General features: G+C 73.3%; 13 protein-coding genes. 7 read left to right on the plus strand and 6 right to left on the minus strand.

What is annotated here, in order from left to right; translation table 11 throughout:
- Both FNX44_RS11120 and FNX44_RS11125 read right to left on the minus strand, forming a co-directional pair.
- Positions 1–3,263: glycosyltransferase family 2 protein (locus tag FNX44_RS11120; protein ID WP_143647883.1), on the minus strand; the 3,263-nt coding region annotated here is incomplete at its 3' end.
- A 283-nt stretch (positions 3,264–3,546) separates the two neighbouring features.
- Positions 3,547–3,810 (minus strand): WhiB family transcriptional regulator, encoded by a 264-nt coding sequence (locus FNX44_RS11125; RefSeq protein ID WP_143647884.1) that lies wholly within the window; start codon positions 3,808–3,810, stop codon positions 3,547–3,549.
- A gap of 734 nt (positions 3,811–4,544) precedes the next feature.
- On the opposite strand from FNX44_RS11125, the gene FNX44_RS11130 reads away from it, so the two are divergent.
- From FNX44_RS11130 to FNX44_RS11140, 3 genes are read left to right on the plus strand one after another with little or no spacing between them, the layout of a single operon-like run.
- Positions 4,545–5,120, plus strand: a complete 576-nt coding sequence (locus FNX44_RS11130) for a cysteine dioxygenase (RefSeq protein ID WP_143647885.1) — start codon at positions 4,545–4,547, stop codon at positions 5,118–5,120.
- Between the two features lie 23 nt (positions 5,121–5,143).
- On the plus strand, positions 5,144–6,148 hold the full coding sequence (gene cofD / locus FNX44_RS28565) for a 2-phospho-L-lactate transferase (RefSeq protein WP_143647886.1): 1,005 nt from the start codon (positions 5,144–5,146) through the stop codon (positions 6,146–6,148).
- Positions 6,145–7,491, plus strand: coding sequence for a coenzyme F420-0:L-glutamate ligase (locus FNX44_RS11140; protein WP_143647887.1), 1,347 nt, complete (start codon positions 6,145–6,147; stop codon positions 7,489–7,491). Before cofD ends, FNX44_RS11140 begins: the two co-directional genes overlap by 4 nt.
- A 114-nt stretch (positions 7,492–7,605) precedes the next feature.
- Here FNX44_RS11140 and FNX44_RS11145 read toward each other — a convergent pair whose 3' ends face one another.
- The 3 genes from FNX44_RS11145 to FNX44_RS11155 all read right to left on the minus strand — a co-directional run bounded on the left by FNX44_RS11145 (position 7,606) and on the right by FNX44_RS11155 (position 11,122).
- The gene (locus FNX44_RS11145; RefSeq protein WP_143647888.1) at positions 7,606–8,523 is read right to left on the minus strand and encodes a DNA-3-methyladenine glycosylase family protein; all 918 of its coding nucleotides are present in this window, start codon (positions 8,521–8,523) and stop codon (positions 7,606–7,608) included.
- Between the two features lie 74 nt (positions 8,524–8,597).
- A complete protein-coding gene (gene manB / locus FNX44_RS11150) occupies positions 8,598–9,683 on the minus strand; it encodes a mannose-1-phosphate guanylyltransferase (RefSeq protein ID WP_143647889.1) in 1,086 nt (361 codons plus the stop codon).
- Positions 9,684–9,829: 146 nt separating this feature from the next.
- Positions 9,830–11,122 (minus strand): peptidoglycan recognition protein family protein, encoded by a 1,293-nt coding sequence (locus tag FNX44_RS11155; protein ID WP_143647890.1) that lies wholly within the window; start codon positions 11,120–11,122, stop codon positions 9,830–9,832.
- A gap of 138 nt (positions 11,123–11,260) precedes the next feature.
- Here FNX44_RS11155 and FNX44_RS11160 point away from each other — a divergent pair, with 138 nt between their 5' ends.
- The 4 genes from FNX44_RS11160 to FNX44_RS11175 all read left to right on the plus strand — a co-directional run bounded on the left by FNX44_RS11160 (position 11,261) and on the right by FNX44_RS11175 (position 17,137).
- Positions 11,261–12,010, plus strand: a complete 750-nt coding sequence (locus FNX44_RS11160; RefSeq protein WP_143647891.1) for a TIGR03089 family protein — start codon at positions 11,261–11,263, stop codon at positions 12,008–12,010.
- Between the two features lie 193 nt (positions 12,011–12,203).
- Positions 12,204–13,379, plus strand: coding sequence for an LCP family protein (locus tag FNX44_RS11165; protein ID WP_323369248.1), 1,176 nt, complete (start codon positions 12,204–12,206; stop codon positions 13,377–13,379).
- A gap of 258 nt (positions 13,380–13,637) precedes the next feature.
- Positions 13,638–15,419, plus strand: coding sequence for an LCP family protein (locus FNX44_RS11170; RefSeq protein WP_323369249.1), 1,782 nt, complete (start codon positions 13,638–13,640; stop codon positions 15,417–15,419).
- Between the two features lie 47 nt (positions 15,420–15,466).
- On the plus strand, positions 15,467–17,137 hold the full coding sequence (locus FNX44_RS11175) for an LCP family protein (protein WP_143647894.1): 1,671 nt from the start codon (positions 15,467–15,469) through the stop codon (positions 17,135–17,137).
- A 45-nt stretch (positions 17,138–17,182) separates the two neighbouring features.
- On the opposite strand, the gene FNX44_RS11180 is transcribed toward FNX44_RS11175, so the two are convergent.
- Positions 17,183–18,214, minus strand: a complete 1,032-nt coding sequence (locus FNX44_RS11180; protein WP_323369251.1) for a glycosyltransferase family 2 protein — start codon at positions 18,212–18,214, stop codon at positions 17,183–17,185.
- Positions 18,215–18,485: the final 271 nt, after the last annotated feature.

Genomic DNA, 18,485 nt, shown 5'->3' on the forward strand with positions numbered 1-18,485 from the left:
GCCCTGCGGCCTTCCGGCGCGGGTTCCGTGCCGGTCGACTGGGCGGGTACGGGGGCGGGGCTTTCGGTCTCGGGCAGGTCGTCGTCGTTGTCCCGGCGGCGGCCCGGCAGGGCCAGCACGACGACCAGCACCGCCAGCGCGCCCTGCGTCCACAGCCACGCCCGGTGGGCGAGCGGCGCCTGGTAGGTGACCTCGAGTCGGCCGCCCTGGGCGGGCAGCTCGAAGCCCTGCGCCCAGCCCTGGACGGTGATCGGCTTGAGGTCGCGGCCGTCGAGGGTGGCGGTCCAGCCCTCCGACCGGGTGTCGGCCAGCCGCAGTACCCGTCCCTCGGAGCCGGACTTGATCGTCGTGTTGACGTCCACCGGTCCGGCGGGAACGGTCACCGACGGCGCGCCCTCACTGATGATCATGACGCGGGCGATGGCCGCCTCCACCCGCCACAGTTCGCCGCCGGACTGCTGGCTGAGGCGTTCCAGCCCGGGGGTGGCGTTGAGGACGCCGATCATCTGCCGCGTGGCGGGGTCCGCGGTGGGCTTGTCGGCGGCGGCGCGGACGAAGACGTAGCGGACGCCGTAGGCACCCAGCCGTTCGCGCTGGTCGGCGCCGGAGCCGGCCACCAGGTTGGCGACCACGTCGTCCAGGCCGCCGGAGCCGGCGGTCGCGCGCGCCAGGTCGCCGTCGCCCAGCCGGGCGCCGGAGCCCCGGACGAGCGTGTAGCGGACGTCGCCGCGCTCGGCTGTGTCGAGTACGAGGGTTCTGGGCTGGTCGGTGGTGCGGCTCTCCTCGGCGACGAACGCGGGCACCTGGACGGGCGAGCGACGCTCGAGCGGGCCGCCGGCGCCGCCGATCATCCAGCTGACACCGCTGACCAGCGGCGCGAGCAGCGCGGCCAGCGCGACCAGGGCGGCCAGCGGCTGGCGCCAGCCGAAGCTCTGCGCCGCGACTCGGCCCCGGGCGCCTTCCGCGCCGAGTACGGCGGCGGTCAGCAGTCCGATTCCGTACACCAGGGTGGAAGGGCCGGCCCAGCCGTTGCCGCCGGTCAGCGCCGCGAAGAGCAGGCCGGTCAGCGCCACGGTCCAGGCAGCCAGGACGGCCCGCCTGCGGTCGGCCCGCAGCAGCGCCGCGAGGGCCGCGAGCAGCACGCCGAGGAACAGCAGACCGCCGGCGGCGCCGGGGCCGCCCGGGTCGAGGGCCAGGAGGTGGAGGGGGTCGACGGCGCCGGTGCCGATGTCGAGGCCGGCTTCGGAGAACAGGGAGGCCGGATCGGTCAGCAGGCTCAGGGACCAGGGCGCGAGCAGCAGCAGCGGGGTGCCGAGCAGCACGACCGCCCGGACGAGGAGGGAGGAGCCCGCGACGCCCTGCCGCAGTCGCACCACGAACACGGCGAGGGTCAGTACGACGGCGATGGGCCAGACCACCGGGGTGAAGGCGGTGGTGACGCTCACGAGGAGGGCGAGCGTCCAGACCGCCCGCCAGCCGGTGCCGGTGGAGGCTCGGGCGGCCGCGCGGGCGATGAGCGGGAGGAACACGGCCAGTACGGCGGCGCCCAGCCGCCCGGAGGCGAGCGCTCCGGTGACGGCGGGCAGCAGGGCGTAGGCGACGCTGCCCCAGGCGCGCAGGACACGCGAGCCGACGAGTCCCCGGGAGGCGAAGTAGGCGCAGACGCCGGCGAGCGGTACGGAGCCGACGAGCAGCAGCGTCATGGTGAGCCCGGTGCTGCCGAGCAGCATGGCCGCGAACGCGGCGAGCACCGCGAGGTAGGGCGGGGCGGACTCGGTGGTGCCGACCCCGACGGGGTGCCAGGCGTCGGCGTAGCGCGCCCAGAGTTCACCGGCCTCGCCGGGGGCGGGCAGCAGCGCGCCGCCGGCCAGAGCGCCGCCGGTGAGCAGGGAGCGGCAGGCGACGAGGGAGGTGAGCAGGAGCAGCGCGAAGAGCACCGGTGCGGGCTTGCGGGCGATCCTCTTGAGCCGGGCGAACTGTTCGACTTCGGGGTAGTCGCCGTCGTCTCCGCCGGGGCCGGACTCGACGGCGCCGTGCCGGCCGCCGGAGGACTGCTCCGGTTCGAGGCGTCCGGTCACGTTGGCGGCGACCTGTTCGACCGTCGCCCGGACGGTCGCGCCCGGCGGCGGGAAGAGCGGGCGCAGTCGGCCGGCCTCGGTGGCGGGCTTGCCGCGGTTGCGGCGGCCGGCCAGGATGTGGCCGGGTCTGAGCAGGGTGCGGAAGAAGCCGGTGACCTCGTCCAACGCCTGGCCGGGCACCTTGCCGACGAGGTAGGCGAGGGTACGCAGCAGGGTGCCGAGCAGCAGCCTGACGATCACCCAGGGCAGCGCGCGGCCGCGGGCGTTGACCAGCAGGGTGTAGACGGCGCCCGACTTGTCGACGCGGTGCGGGCCGACGACGGTGCGGCCGGCGCAGTCGATGGGTCGGCGTTCGCGGGCGGAGGCCTCGGCGTGCCGGAGGACGGCGGCGGGGGCGACGAGGACGTCGTGGCCGGCGTTCTGCGCGCGCCAGCACAGGTCGACGTCGTCCCGCATGAGCGGCAGTCGCCGGTCGAACCCGCGGAGTCGCTCGAAGACGTCGCGGCGGACCAGCATGCCGGCGGTGGAGACGGAGAGGACCTGGCGGACCTGGTCGTGCTGGCCCTGGTCCTGTTCCCTGCGGTCCAGTCCGGTCCAGCGGCGTCCGCTGTTGGCGATGGTGACGCCGACCTCCAGCAACTGGCGGCGGTTGTACCAGCTGCGCAGCTTGGGGCCGATGACGGCGGCGGAGGGGTTGGCGTCGGCCACGCGGAGGAGTTCGAGGAGTGCGTCCGGTTCGGCGGCGCAGTCGTCGTGCAGCAGCCACAGCCAGTGGATCGGCTCGCCGTGCGGCAGCTCGGGGATGTCGTAGGCGTCGAGGTCCCAGGTCTTGCTGACGGGGTCCCAGGCGCTCGGGCGCTTGAGGTAGGGCAGGTCGTCCGGGCTGAGGACGGGGGCGGTGCGGACGGCCTCGTCGACGGCGGTGCCGAAGCCCGAGCGGCGGGCGAGGTGGAGCACGCGGTCGGGGCCGACGGCCTCGCCCACGAGCTGTGCCGAGGCGTCGGCGCTGCCCGTGTCGGCGGCGATGACGTCCTGCACGGGGCGGACCTGGCCCACCAGGCCGGCCAGCGCGTCGGGGAGCCAGCGCTCACCGTCGTGGGAGACCAGCACGGCGGTGACGACGTGCTGGGGGAACTCGGGAGCGGCCTGTTCGTACTGGGCCGCCGGATGGCTGTGCACGGACATCGAGCTACGGCCCCGGTCTTGGTGGCGGGTCGACGCGTGGCGTCGCGGACGGTGCCCCACACTAATGCGGTCCGCTCACCGCGCGCTGCGCACGGGAAGCGGACCGCTCACCAGGGCCCGGACCAGGGGCCGGTCGCTATGGACGGAATGGTTCCGTTCTGTCCGGGGTTTCGGGATCTGTGACGGGCCGTGGGGCGCCGACTCGCGGAGGCTCGGCACCCGCGCCGAGTCCGGACCGCCGACGTCGACCGGCCGGCATCGCGACCCACCACCCGGCGCCCGCTCAAATGGCGGCCTTCTTCAGCCGCCGCCGCTCCCGCTCCGACAGTCCTCCCCAGATGCCGAACCGCTCGTCGTTGGCCAGGGCGTACTCCAGACACTCGGAACGGACCTCGCACGCCAGGCAGACCTTCTTGGCCTCCCGGGTGGAACCGCCCTTCTCCGGGAAGAAGGACTCCGGATCCGTCTGAGCGCACAGAGCGCGCTCCTGCCAGCCGAGCTCCTCTTCCACCTCTTCGACCAGCACTTGCTGGAACAGCTCGGTCATGCTCGCGCCCCTCGTCCGTCTTTATGTCCCCGTGATGCCGCCGTTATCGATGCACTTGAACGACACGAGTGAAATTACAAGTGCGGTGATCCGAGGCAGTCAAGCCGGGATCTGCTATTGAGCCGGTTATTCACTCTGCGGAACCAAGCGTTCGCAGAAAGTGTTCAAATCGCCACAAAGGTGACAGATGGCAGCACCCATCGCCGGTCCACTGACCGCCGACCCCGCCATGCAGACGAGGACGCCCCGAGCGACCGGAGACGTTGCACACCCCGCGTCGAAGCGACGCTGATCACAACTGGATCACAGCTTCGCAACGGCGCAAGCCCGAGTGGGTGAGCGGGCACGTAACCGGTTCTTCGGCTGCACAAACCTTTCACCTAAGCCCGGAACCTGAACGAGTGAAACATTGCACTCAAGGTGGACAACCAGTTGACAGCCGGGCACGTACCACGCTCTCCTAGGACGCATGCCAGTCACGCCCGCGCTCAGCAAGGCCCGCACCGCCGGGTCCCTCCGCGCTGCCCGGGTGCACTGTCGCTGTTGCTGTTGTTGAGGCCGGGGAGACCCTTCGCGCTCCCCGCGCTCCGACAGCCCACCGCGGGCCCGCCAGGCCACTCCGCCACGCCCCGGTGAACCCCTGAGCCTTCCGGGCCCCGCCGCGCGCCCGCCGGTTCGGGCCCCCGCGAATCCGTTCCCTCCCGCTCAGCCGACACGCAAGGAACCGCACCCTCGTGAACAGCGACGTCGAGATCGCCGGCGATCTGCTCGCCATCCAGCACCTCCTGCCGCCCACCCCGGAGCACCCGAGCACCGTCGCCGGCTTCGCCGGTCTGGCCCGGGAGATCGCCGCGGACCGGGCGGGCTGGGCCGCACTCGTCCGGTACGACCCCGTCACCCGCTGGTACCACCGGCTGCGCACCGGCCCCGGTTACGAGGTCTGGCTGCTCAGTTGGCTGCCCGGGCAGGGCACCGGCCCGCACGACCACGGCGACTCCTCCAGCGTGCTGACCGTGCTGGCGGGCGAGTTGACGGAGCGTTCGGCCGCCGGCGAGCGGCGGCTGACCCCCGGCGGTGAACGCCTCGTCACTCCCGGCCGTCCGCACGAGATCAGCAACAACACCCTCGACCCGGCCGTCAGTCTGCACGTCTACTTCCCCGGTCTGACCCGCATGCCCATGCACCCCACGACCGACCACACGACGCAGCACACCGCCCACTCCACGACGCACCGCGCCCCGGCGCGGGCCACGGCCCCGCTGCCCGCTCCCGCCGCGCCCCTCATGACCCCGAGTCCGACCGCCGACTGACCCCAACTGACAGACTGGGCCGCATGCAGCGCATTGTGGTTCTGGCCGGCGGGATCGGCGGCGCCCGGTTCCTCCGCGGCCTCAGGCAGGCGGCGCCCGACGCCGAGATCACCGTCATCGGCAACACCGGTGACGACATCCATCTGTTCGGGCTGAAGGTGTGTCCCGACCTGGACACGGTGATGTACACCCTCGGCGGTGGCATCCACGAGGAGCAGGGCTGGGGTCGGGCCGACGAGACCTTCACCGTGAAGGAGGAGTTGGCCGCCTACGGCGTCGGCCCCGCCTGGTTCGGCCTGGGCGACCGGGACTTCGCGACCCACATCGTCCGCACCCAGATGATCTCCGCCGGCTATCCGCTCAGCGCGGTCACCGAGGCGCTGTGCCAGCGCTGGCAGCCCGGTGTGCGGCTGTTGCCGATGACGGACGACCGCGTCGAGACGCACGTCCTCGTCGACGACCCCGACGCCGCCGCCGACCCCGGCCGCGGCGACGCGGGCGACGGCGCGGGCGGACGCAGGGCCGTGCACTTCCAGGAGTACTGGGTACGGCTGCGGGCCGCCGTCGACGCGCACGCCGTCGTGCCGATCGGCGCCGACCAGGCCAAGCCCGCGCCCGGGGTGTTGGAGGCCCTGGCCGCCGCCGACACCGTGCTCTTCCCGCCGTCCAACCCGGTGGTGAGCATCGGCACGATCCTCGCGGTTCCCGGCATCCGCGAGGCCATCGCGGACGCCGACGTGCCGGTGGTGGGGCTGTCCCCGATCGTCGGCGGCGCCCCGGTGCGCGGCATGGCCGACAAGATGCTCGCCGCGATCGGCGTGGAGACCACCGCCCAGGCCGTCGCCCGGCACTACGGCTCCGGCCTGCTGGACGGCTGGCTGGTGGACACGGCCGACGCGGACGCGGTGCCCGACGTGGAGGCGGCCGGTATCCGCTGCCGCGCGGTGCCGCTGATGATGAGCGGTCCGGACGCCACGGCGCTGATGGCCGCCGAGGCGCTGACCCTCGCCGAGGAGGTGCGCGCGTGACCGGCCGCACCGCCGAACCGCCCGGCTACCGGGTGTGGGCGCTTCCCGGCATCCCCGAGGTGCGGGAGAAGGACGACCTGGCCCGGCTCATCGCCGACGCCGTCACCGGCTCACCGGGGGTGCCGGAGCTGCGGGACGGCGACATCCTGGTGGTCACCTCCAAGATCGTCAGCAAGGCGGAGGGCCGGCTGCTGCGCGCCGACGACCGCGAGGCGGCGATCGACGCCGAGAGCGTCCGGGTGGTCGCCCGGCGGGGGGCGTCCCGGATCGTGCAGTCCCGGCACGGTTTTGTGATGGCGGCCGCCGGTGTCGACGCGTCCAACACGCCCGCCGGCACGGTGCTGCTGCTGCCGGTCGACCCGGACGAGTCCGCCCGCCGCGTCCGGGCCGGGGTGCGGCGGATTCTCGGCGTCGACGTCGGCGTGGTCGTCACCGACACCTTCGGGCGCCCCTGGCGCACCGGGCAGACGGACGTGGCGATCGGTGCCGCCGGGGTGCGGGTCCTGGAGGACCTGCGCGGCGGCGTCGACGCGCACGGCAATCCGCTCGCGGTGACGGTCACCGCCGTCGCCGACGAACTCGCGGCGGCGGGCGAGCTGGTGAAGGGCAAGGCCGACGGCGTGCCGGTGTCGGTCGTCCGGGGCCTGGGACGGCTCACCGCGCCGGAGGACGACCCGGACGCGGCACGGGGGGCGCGCGCGCTCGTCCGCTCCCCCGAACGGGACATGTTCCGGCTCGGCACCTCGGAGGCGGTCCGCGAGGCGGTCGCGCTGCGCCGCACGGTCCGCGACTTCACCGACGAGCCGGTCGAGGAGTCGTCGGTGCTGCGGGCCGTGGAGATGGCGGTCACCGCCCCCGCCCCGCACCACACGACGCCCTGGCGCTTCGTCCTGCTCTCCGAGGCGGCCTCCCGGGAACGGCTGCTGGACGCGATGCGCGACGCCTGGATCGCCGACCTGCGCGCCGACGGCCGCTCGGAGGAGAGCGTGCGGCGGCGGGTGCGACGCGGCGACGTGCTGCGCCGCGCGCCCTATCTGGTCGTTCCCTGCCTGGTCGACGAGGGGGCGCATACGTATCCGGACGAGCGCCGGGCGCGGGCGGAGCGCGAGATGTTCGTCGTCTCGGCCGGGGCCGCCGTGCAGAACCTGCTCGTCGCGCTCGCCGGGGAGGGGCTGGGCGCGGCCTGGATCTCCTCCACGATGTTCTGCCGCGACGTGGTGCGCGAGGCGCTGGATCTGCCGTCCGGTTGGGACCCGATGGGCGCGGTCGCGGTCGGCCACCCGGCCGGTGCGCCGGCACCCCGCGCGCCACGCGGCGCCGAGGACTTCGTCCTCCGCCGCTGAGCGCCGCCGAAGCCCCCGCAGCAGCACCCCGCGCCGGTCGGCCCGCCGCACAGGCGCGGTGCGCACAGGCGCGGTGCGCACAGGCGCGGTGCGCACAGGCGCCCGGCGCGGACGTCACAGGCGGGCGATGTCGCCGACCGGGAAGCGGGGGCCTCGGCGTTCCGGCACCCGGCCGGCGAGCAGGATCAGCCTCGTCGCGCGGTGCCGCTGGCCGGCGTAGGGGCCGAGCAGTTCCAGCATCGCCGCGTCGTCGAGGCCGCGGCGGCCGGTCAGCGCGTAGCCGACGATGTCCGGCAGGTGGAAGTCGCCGACGGTGACGGCGTCGGGGTCGCCGTTGCTGCGCTGCAGCGTCTCGGCCGCCGTCCACGGCCCGATGCCGGGCACCAGTCGGAGCCTCCCGGACGCCTCGTCCGGCGACATCGTCGCGGCCTCCTCCAGTCGGGCGGCGACCCGGCAGGCCCGCAGCACGGTGGCGGCCCGCTTGTCGTCGACGCCCGCCCGGTGCCACTCCCAGGACGGGACGCGCCGCCAGCCCGCGGCGTCCGGCGGCGCGTACATGCGGGCGGGCATCAGCTCGGTCGGGCCGGGGGCGGGTTCGCCGTGCCGTTGGAGCAGCAGCCGCCAGGCCCGGTAGGCCTCGTCGGTGGTGACCTTCTGCTCCAGGATCGAGGGGATCAGCGACTCCAGCACCAGTCCGGTGCGGACGAGCCGCAGGCCGGGGTTGCGCCGGTGGGCGGCGTGGACCAGCGCGTGCCGGGGGACGAAGTCCTCGGGCCGGTCCTCGGCGCCGAGGAGTGTCGGCAGCCGGTCGAGTGCCCAGTCGCGGCCGGGGCCCCACGCATGTGCCTCGATCCGGCCCGGCGGGGTCTCGGCCAGCCGCAGGGTGACCGGGCCGTCCGGGGTGCGGCTGGTCCGCCACAGCGCCCCGTCGTGGCGGCGTTGTGCGGGGTCGCCCGGACCGCGTTGCAGCACACGCAGGCTGCGGTACAGGTCGTAGGGACCGGGCGGGGTCCAGCTGCGGACGGCGGGCACCCGGCCAGGCTAAGCCAGACACCCCGCCGTTCTCGAACAACCGACCAGCCGCCCAGAACCCGGACGGCGGCCGCTCAGGCCGCGGGGGCGGAGAAGCGCACCGCGCCGTCGGGGATGTGGGCGTCGCACCAGATGCGGATGCCCTCCCGCAGCTCGTTGTCGGCTCCGACGACCGCGCCGTCGCCGATGACCGCGCCGTCCAGCACCGTGCGCGCCCCCACCCGCGCGCCGGCGCCGATGAGCGAGTCGCGCACGACCGCGCCCGCCTCGATGACCGCGCCGTCCAGCACGGTGCTGCCCTCCACCCGGGCCCCCGCGCCGACGAAGGCCCCCGCGCCGACGACCGTGCCGCCGGTGAGCTTGGCGTCCGGCGCGACCCGGGCGCCCTCGATCACCAGCCGCTCGCCGCGTCGGCCCGGCACGGCGGGCGAGGGGGCCCGTCCCAGCACCAGGTCGGCGGAGCCGCGCACGAAGGCCTGCGGGGTGCCGAGGTCGAGCCAGTAGGTGGAGTCGACCATGCCCTGCAGGTGCGCGCCCTCGGCCAGCAGCCCGGGGAAGGTCTCCCGCTCGACGGAGACGGGGCGGTCCGCGGGGATGGTGTCGATCACCGAACGGGTGAAGACGTACGCGCCGGCGTTGATCTGGTCGGTGACGATCTCCTCGGGCGTCTGCGGCTTCTCCAGGAAGGCGGTGACGCGGCCGGCGGCGTCCGTGGGAACCAGGCCGAACGCCCGGGGGTCGGCCACCCGGGTCAGATGCAGGGAGACGTCGGCGCCCGTACGGCGGTGGGTGTCGACGAGGGCCGGGATGTCCAGGCCGGTGAGGATGTCGCCGTTGAAGATCAGCACCGGTTCGCCGGGCGCCGAGCGCAGCCGGGAGGCGACGTTCCGGATGGCGCCGCCGGTGCCCAGCGGCTCCTCCTCGGTGACGTACTCCAGATGCAGGCCGAGCGCGGAGCCGTCGCCGAAGTACGGCTCGAAGACCTCGGCGAGGTAGGAGGTGGCCAGCACGATGTGTTCGACACCGGCCGCCCTGGCCCGGGCCAGCTGGTGGGTGAGGAACGGCACGCCGGCGGCCGGGACCATCGGTTTGGGCGTGTTGACCGTGAGCGGGCGCAACCGGGTTCCCTTGCCCCCGACGAGGAGTATCGCTTCTGTCACCGTCTCTGCTTCCTGCCGGAGCCGCCCTGTACCCGTACGAGGTGGTTACCCGTACGTACGAGCGGCCAGTGTATGCAAACGGGTGCGCGGGCGGCCCGGACCAGTCGGTCCGGGCCGCCCGCGGCCTGGTGTGGTGTTCCCGCCGGTCAGCGTCCCTGGAGGCGGGCGGCGAGGCTGCGTACCGTGCCGAGGTTGCCGTAGAGCTGGGCCCCGGGGCACTCGGTGGCGAAGCCGTCGCGGTGGCCGGAGACGGCCCGCATGGTGACGGCGGTTCCCGCCGGGTACTTTCCGCCGCCGGAGGTGAGCGTCACACTGCCGACCGGGTTGATGCCGTGCAGTCCGAGCTTCCAGCCGATGAGCTTGGCGACACCCTCGACGGCCTCCCGGCTCGGCACGGTGGCACCGAAGGAGCCGAGCACGGCGATCCCCGTGGTGTTGGTGTTGAAGCCGTAAGTGTGCGCGCCCTGGACGGGTTTGGCCACACCTCCGGCGCGGCCTTCGTAGATCGTGCCGCACTTGTCGACGAGGAAGTTGTAGCCGATGTCCCGCCAGCCGAGGGTCTGGGTGTGGTACTGGTAGATGCTTCTGATCACCGAGGGGGCCTGGGCGCAGGTGTAGTTGTTGCTCATGGCCGTGTGGTGGACGAACGCGGCCTTGACGGTGTTGGTGTAGAGGAACTGCCGTTCCCGCCAGGACTCGTTGGCCTTCCAACCGGCGCGGGTGACGATGCCGGGGCGCGGTCCGATGTGGGCGTCCGTGCCGCCGCCGCCCTGTCCGGCGGTCAGCTGGGCCTGGGTCTCCTTGCGGCTGAGCGGGGGGATGAGCTCCGCACCGAGTTCGGCGAGCTGGGCGTTGACCGCGCTCGCGGCGGCGGCCTCGGGGCTGAGTTCCGGGCTGGGGTTCTTGCCCGGCTTGTCGTCCGTCCCGTCGGTGTCCCGGGGCTGACCGGCCGCGTCGTCCCTGCCGGGGTCCACGAGCGCGACCCGCAGGCCGCCGGGCAGCGGCTTGGCGTCGGCGCCGGCCTGGGGGATCAGGCGTACCTCGACGCCGTCGGCCTCTCCGACCCACATCGGAGCGGTGCTGCCGCGGATGTCACGCTCGGGCGACTCGCTGTCGGGGGCGTCCCGGTGGCTCTCCAACTCGAGCCAGCGGGACCAGCGGTCGGTCCCGGCGGCCCGGGTGCGGACCTCGACGCGGGCGTTGAGGTCCTGGGAGGCGTCGTCCCAGACGACACCGAGGAGGGAGAACGGCGCGACGTCGCGTCGGACGAGGCCGGCGGCGCCGGGAGCGGTGGGCTGTCCGGCGGTCCGGACGTCGGCGGCGCCGGCCTGTGCCGGTACGGCGTCCGCGGCCGGTGCGGTGGTGGCGGCCGACGCGGAGGGCGCCAGCAGCGCGGCCGCGCAGAGGGAACCGAGAGAGGCTGCAAGAATCGCACGCATGAGAAGATCGTGTGCATATCGTCCGTAATGTGTCTATTCGTCAGCTGACGACCCCTCGGTTGACACGCCGTCACACGCCGCCGGAAGAGGCGGCTGTCACCCTGAGCGCCACGACCGCGTCCGGCTACCCTGACGGTCATGCACGCGACTGACCGCACCCCCGCCGACCTGCTGCGATCGGCACTCGACTCGGACTCCGCCCGTCCGCTGGTGACCTTCTACGACGACGCCACGGGCGAGCGCGTCGAACTTTCGGTGGCGACCTTCGCCAATTGGGTGGCGAAGACCGCGAACCTCCTCCAGGACGAGCTGTCGGCCGAGCCGGGCGACCGACTCGCCCTGCTGCTCCCGGCGCACTGGCAGTCCGCCGTGTGGATCATCGCCTGCTCGGCCGCCGGGGTGGTGGTGGTGCCGCAGGGCGACCCGGCGGCCGCCGACCTTGTCGTCAGCGGCCCGGACCAGCTGGAGGCGGCACGCGCGTGCTCCGGGGAGCGGGTGGCGCTCAGCCTGCTGCCGCTGGGTCGCCGCTTCGCCGAGCCGCCGGCCGGCTTCCACGACTTCGCGGTGGAGGTACCGAGCCAGGGCGACCGGTTCTCCCCCTACGCCCCCGTCTCCCCCGCCGATGCGGCGATGGTCATCGAGGGTCGCGAGGTCTCCGGCGCCCGCGTCGTCGAGCAGGCCCGGGCCGACGCCGCCGCGCTCGGGCTGGGCCCGGACAGCCGGGTGCTGTCCGTCCGGGACTACTCGGACTGGACCGGCATCTCCCGCGGCCTGCTGGCACCGCTGGCCGCCGGCGGCTCGATCGTGCTCAACCGGCATGCCGAGAAGCTGGACCCTGCGACCCTCGCCGCCCGCCGCGAAAGCGAACGAATCACCCATACGGCGTAACGTCACTGGTAGCCGCCCCGCCCCGGCGGCAGGATCGATCCACGGACCTGCCCCAGCCCGGGGCAGGCTTTGTGTACCACCCCGCGGCGTACAACCCGCGCGGACGCCGGAGGTCCGCACGGGTGCCGGGCGCCCGTTCGCCTGCCGTCGCCGGCGCCCGCGAGCCGCCGAACGCGAGGGATTGGACGCAGCCGTGACCGATGCCGACGCCGAACGTGGCGACCGCCCCGAGCGGGCGGCCGCCACCGGCCCCGAAGCAGCCGACCGGCCCAGGCCGCCGGCCCGTCGCCGCTGGCCGCGCTGGACGGCGATGGGCGCGGCGGCGGTCGTCCTGGCCGGTGCCGGTGTCGGCTGGGCGCTCTACCAGCGTCTCGAAGGCAACATCACCACCGACGTCACCACCGCCGAGCTGCTGGAACGCTACGAACGGGAGCGCCCGGAACCGGCCCTGGGGCGCGCGCGGAACATCCTGATCCTCGGCTCCGACGACCGCAGCGGCGGCAACCGGCGCTACGGCCGGGACACCGGCACGGCCCGCTCCGACACCACGATCCTGCTGCACCTGGCAGCCGACCGGAAAAGCGCCACCGCCGTCTCCGTACCGCGCGACCTCATGGTGCGGATACCGGCCTGCGAGCGTCCGGACGGCAGTCGGACGAAGGCGCAGTTCGCCCAGTTCAACTGGGCCTTCGAGTTCGGCGGCGCGGCCTGCGCGATCCGCACCGTGGAGAGGCTGACCGACATCCGGGTCGACCACCACGTGGTGATCGACTTCCAGGGCTTCAAACGCCTGGTCGACGCCATCGGCGGTGTCGAGGTCTGCCTCCCGGAACCGGTACGCGACAAGGACGCGGACCTCGACCTCCCCGCCGGGCGGCAGACCCTGCGGGGCGAGGACGCCCTGGGATACGTACGGGCCCGGCAGAGTATCGGCAACGGCAGTGACACCCAGCGCATGGCCCGTCAACAGGCCTTCCTCGCGTCACTGGTGAAGAAGGTGCGAAGCAACGGTGTGCTGATGAACCCGACCAGGCTCTACCCGGTACTCGACGCCGCGACGTCCTCCATCACCGCGGACGCCGGGCTGAACTCGCTGACCGAGCTGTACGACCTGGTCCGCAGCGTGCGCGACATCCCGGACGAGGACATCCGCTTCCTGACCGTGCCCCGCAAGCCGTGGGAGCGGAACCCCAACCGCGACGAGCTGGTGCAGCCGGAGGCCGACCGGCTCTTCGCCGACCTGCGCGCCGACCGCCAGCCGCCGTTGCCCGAACCCGATGAACCCGACGAACCGGGCGGCCGTGCCGGGCCGGACGGCAACCGCACCCCCGGCGGCCGGGACGCCTCCCAGGACGTCTGCGCGCCCTGACTCCCCGCCCCCGGACCGCATGGCCTCACCCACAGTCAGGGGACAGACCACCACGAACAGGTCCATAGCGCCCGGGAACTCTTCACACCGACGTGGTCCGGCGCTGAGCAGGCCGGATAAGGTGAGCGCTCAATAGCCGCCCCGACGCCCGGAGCGCTCTGAGGGGAGAGACGCGATCCGGCTTCAACGGAGGACGCACGCTACGTGGACGCGCAAGGCCGTGGGCACGCGGGAGAAGTGGATCCCGCGGATCAGTGGGTGTTCAACCCCCAGACCGGCAGCTACGAGCTGCGGCTGGACCCCGTCACTCCGGGCCCTGCGGCCCCCACCGCGTCACCCTCCGGAGCCCCCCGCACACACAGCGGTGGAAGCGCCCGCCCGGACGGCCCCCCGTCCGGCAGGCGCCCGGCCGACCCCGCCGTCCCCGGAAGGCGTACGGCCGACGGCGCGACAGCCGGCAGGCGCGGCGCCGAAGCACCCGGTTCCGGCAGGCGCGCGGCCCGGGCAGCGACCCGGCAGCCCACCGAGGCGCCCGGACGCGTACCGGGTCAGCGCTCCCGCCCGCGGCACGGCGAGCCCGAGCCGCCGACACGGGGCCGCCGCAAACGCAAGCCGAAGCTCACCGGCAGGCAGAAGGCACTCCGCTGGGGCGGTGGCACGATGGCCGTGGTGCTCGTCGCGCTCTGCACCACCGGCTACCTCGTCTACAAGCACTTCAACGACAACATCGACAAGGTCGACGTCGGAATAAGCAACAACGCGACCAGCAACGGGCCGGTCAACATCCTGCTGCTGGGCACCGACGCCCGCACCGGCGCCGGCAACCAGGGCTACGGCGACGCGGAGAGCGCGGGCCACGCGGACACCACCGTCCTGCTGCACGTCTCCAAGGACCGTTCGCACGCCACCGCGTTGAGCATCCCGCGCGACATGGTCGTGGACATCCCCGACTGCCCGACGAAGCAGGGCGGCGACGAGCGGGTCATCCCCGGGTCCCCGAACACCCGCTTCAACGAGAGCCTGGGCCAGAACGGCCGGGACCCGGGCTGCACATGGCGGACGGTGCAGGAGATCACCGGCCTTGAGATCAACCACTTCATGATGGCGGACTTCAACGCCGTCAAGACGCTCTCGACCGCGGTCGGCGGCGTCGAGGTGTGCGTCGCCAAGGACATCGACGACAAGAAGTCCAAGCTCAAGCTGACCAAGGGCGTGCACCGCATCCAGGGCGAGGACGCGCTGGCCTTCGTCCGCACCCGGGACTCGGTGGGGCTGCGCAGCGACCTCAGCCGCATCGAGCTGCAACAGCAGTTCCTCAGCTCGATGTTCCGCGAGGTCAGGGCGAGCGGTTCGCTCGCCAACCCGACCAAGGCGTGGAAGCTGGCCGACGCGGCGACCAAGGCGCTGACCGTCGACACCGGCATCGGCCAGGTCACCAAGCTCGCCGAACTCGCCTCCGACCTGCAGCGCGTCAACCCGAAGAACATCACCTTCGCCACGCTCCCGGTCATCGACAACCCGAACGATCCGAAGAAGGCCACCGTCGTCCTCGACGAGCCGAAGGCCCGCACGATCTTCCAGATGATCAAGGCCGACAAGTCGCTCGCGGGAACCGGTAAGGACGGCAAGGGGTCAAAGGAGAAGGAGGACGTGCCGAGGGTCCCGGCGGCCGAGGTGCGGGTGAACGTCTACAACGGGGGTGGTCCGATCGGCTCCGCCCAGCAAACCGTCAGCTGGCTCCAGAACAGCCACAGCGCCCGCCTGGCCACCAACTCCGGCAACGCCGACACCACACAGCGGACGACCACCCTGGAGTACGGTCCCGACCAGGCCGGACAGGCCGCCACCCTGGCGAAGCTGATGGGGCTTCCGAAGAAGGCCCTGCGGAAGCAGGCCGAGGACGCCGGCGAGGGCGTGCCGATGACGCTGACGCTCGGCGCCGACTTCGTGGCCGCCGGCACGCCCATCGAGGCACCCGACGAGGCACCCGAAGGCGTTCAGAAGATCAACGGTGGGGACAAGAACGTGTGCGCCAAGTGAGTCGGACGAGGACAACCGAGGGGGAGGGTCCCGTGCGACAACGGACCATGAGCGAGACCGGCCGGCCGACGGCGCCGGCGGAGGCCGAACGTGTACCCGGCCCCCGCCCGGCGGCCGGGCCGGGCGGGGGTGGGGGACGGCGACGCGGCGGCGAGACGCGGCGAAAACGCGGGCGCGTGGTCGGCTGGGTCGCCGGCGGACTCGCGCTGCTGATACTGGGCGCCGCCGGCGGAGGCTGGCTCTACATCGAGCACCTCAACAACAACCTCACCAAGGACGACCTGCACCTGGGCGACAACAAGCTGGAGAAGAGCCAGCCCAACGCCGCCGGTCAGGCGCCGATGAACATCCTGCTGCTGGGCTCCGACAGCCGGAACAGCGACGAGAACGTGCGGCTCGGCGGCGCCAGGGGCGACCGGGGCAGGCCGCCGCTCGCCGACGTCCAGATGCTGCTGCACGTCTCGGCGGACCGCAGCAACATGTCCGTGCTCTCCATTCCCCGCGACACCCGCGTCACCATTCCCAAGTGCACCGACCCTGACGACAAGAGGGTCTACGCGCAGCGCATCGACAAGATCAACGCCAGTCTGCAGAACGGCGGCCCCGGCTGCACGGTCGCCACCTGGGAGGAGCTGACCGGCATACCCATCGACCACTTCATGATGGTCGACTTCGCCGGTGTCGTGTCGATGGCGGACGCGGTCGGCGGGGTGCCGGTCTGCGTCGACCGCAACGTGCACGACCGCAAATCCGGCCTCCGGCTCAAGGCGGGCGAGACGGTGGTCAGGGGCGAGCAGGCACTCCAGTGGCTGCGCACCCGGCACGGCTTCGAGGACGGCTCCGACCTCGGCCGGGCCAAGGCCCAGCACATGTACATGAACGCGATGGTCCGCGAGCTCAAGGCCGGCACCAAACTCACCAACCCCGGCAAGCTCCGCAACCTCGCCGAGCAGGCCACCAGGGCGCTCACCGTCGACAACGGCCTGGGCTCCGTGAAGAAGCTCTACGACCTCGGCGAGGACCTGCGCCGGGTGCCGACCAAGCGCATCACCATGGCGACCATGCCGTGGGTGTACTCGCAGGGCGGCAGCTACGTACTGCCCAAGGAGGGGGACGCCGAGAAGGTGTTCTCCATGATCCGCCACGACATCGCGCTGGACGGCCGCGACAAGGGCCGCAGGCTGCCGGACGAGAACCCCGAGCCGAGCGACCCCGCCGCGCCGCCCGCCGAGATCAACGTCCGGGTGCTCAACGGCACCGGCACCGCCGCCCAGGCACCGGTCGCCGGCCGCGCCTCCCTCGTCGCCGGCAGGCTGCAGCACAAGGGCTTCAGCCGCGCCTGGGCCGACACCACCCGGGTCTCCAAGTGGGACACCCAGATCAGCTACGGCTCCGCCGACCTGCACGGCGACGCCCTCGCGGTCGCCGAGGCGCTGGGCATCCCCAGGAAGCTGGTCAGGCAGTCGGCGGCGGAGACCGGGATCACGCTCACCGTCGGCGCCGACTGGCGCGCCGGAGCCGACTACCCGAACATCTCCACGTCCCCGGCACCGGGCCCGTCCGCCGCACCCGACGCCACCGCCGACCCGACGGAAACCCCGCGCGAGGACGGTGCCGCCGACCACGAGGACGACAGCAAGGTGCCGGACAGCCTGGACGGACTCAACGGCGACGACAACTCGGCCTGCATGACCGTCAACCCCCGCCACACCTTCTGAGCCCCCGCGGGCCGGCGGCACACCGGCGCCGGCCCGCGCGGGGACTCAGGCGTTCTGCGGCGCGCGGGTCGAGGCGATCACCCTGCGGGCCAGCTCGCGCGGACTGGTGAGGTAGCCCCACCCCCACGACATGTGCATGGTGGCCAGCGCGAGCGGGATGCGGGCCCGCGCCGCCGCCGGCAGACCGCGCCCGGCGGGCACCGAACCCGCCGCGATCGCCGCCAGATACCCGCCCGGCACCACCAGCGCCCACGGCGTCACCAGCACCCCGGCCACCGTGCCGGCCGCGATCGCCAGCACCGCCGTCGGCGGCGCGAGATAGCGCAGGTTGATCGAACCGGCGTGGTAGCGGGCGACGACGTGCCGCCAGCGCCCGTAGTTCCGGTACTGCTTGGCGAGCGCCCGCACACTCGGCCGGGGCCGGTAGGACACCAACAGCTCCGGGGAGAACCAGATGCGTCCGCCGTCCTGCCGGATACGGAAGTTCAGCTCCCAGTCCTGCGCCCGGATGAACTCCTCGTTGTAGCCGCCCAGCTTCTCCAGCACCTCCCGCCGGAACACCCCGAGGTAGACCGTCTCGGCCTCCCCGGCGGCGCCACCGGTGTGGAAGGCGGCGTTCCCGACGCCGATCCGGCTGGTCATCGCGGCGGCGACGGCCTGCTCCCAGTGGTTCTCCCCCTCGGCGTGCATGATGCCGCCGACGTTCGCCGCGCCCGTCTCCTCCAGCAGCCGCACGGCGGTGCGGATGTAGCCGGGCGAGAGCATGCCGTGGCCGTCCACGCGGACGACCACCGGATGCGACGAGGCCCGGATCGCCGCGTTCAGCCCGGCGGGGGTGCGCCCCGTCGGATTCGGCACGGTGCGCACCCGCGGGTCCTCGGCGACCAGTTCCGCCGCGATCTCGTCCGTTCGGTCCTCCGACGGCCCGAGCGCGATCACCACCTCGAGCTCGCCCTCGTAGTCCTGCTCCAGGATGTGGCGGACCGAGGTACGCAGATAGCGCTCCTCGTTGAGCACGGGCATGATCACCGAAACGGCGGGAGGGGCGGTGCGGTGCTGGTCTGCTGCGGAGGTCACCCGGTCACGTTACCGCGTACGGGGGAACGTCCCGCACGGCAGCCGGACCCGGCGCCCGGCCGGGCTTACGGTGCACTCACCGCCGGGCACGGCCCCGGGACACGCGGCGACGTCGACTACGGCAGCGATGGCAGCGATGACAGCGACGCGTGACACCCGGAGGCCACGGCGCCGTCCGCCCGCTCCGCCGCCTCGGAGGTGTCGCCCTTGCCGCCGTCGCCGCGCCCCCGCCCCGGCCGCCAGCGCACCGGCGGTGCACGGCCGGCAGCCC

The organism is Streptomyces alkaliterrae, from assembly GCF_007097205.2.
GTDB lineage: Bacteria > Actinomycetota > Actinomycetes > Streptomycetales > Streptomycetaceae > Streptomyces > Streptomyces alkaliterrae.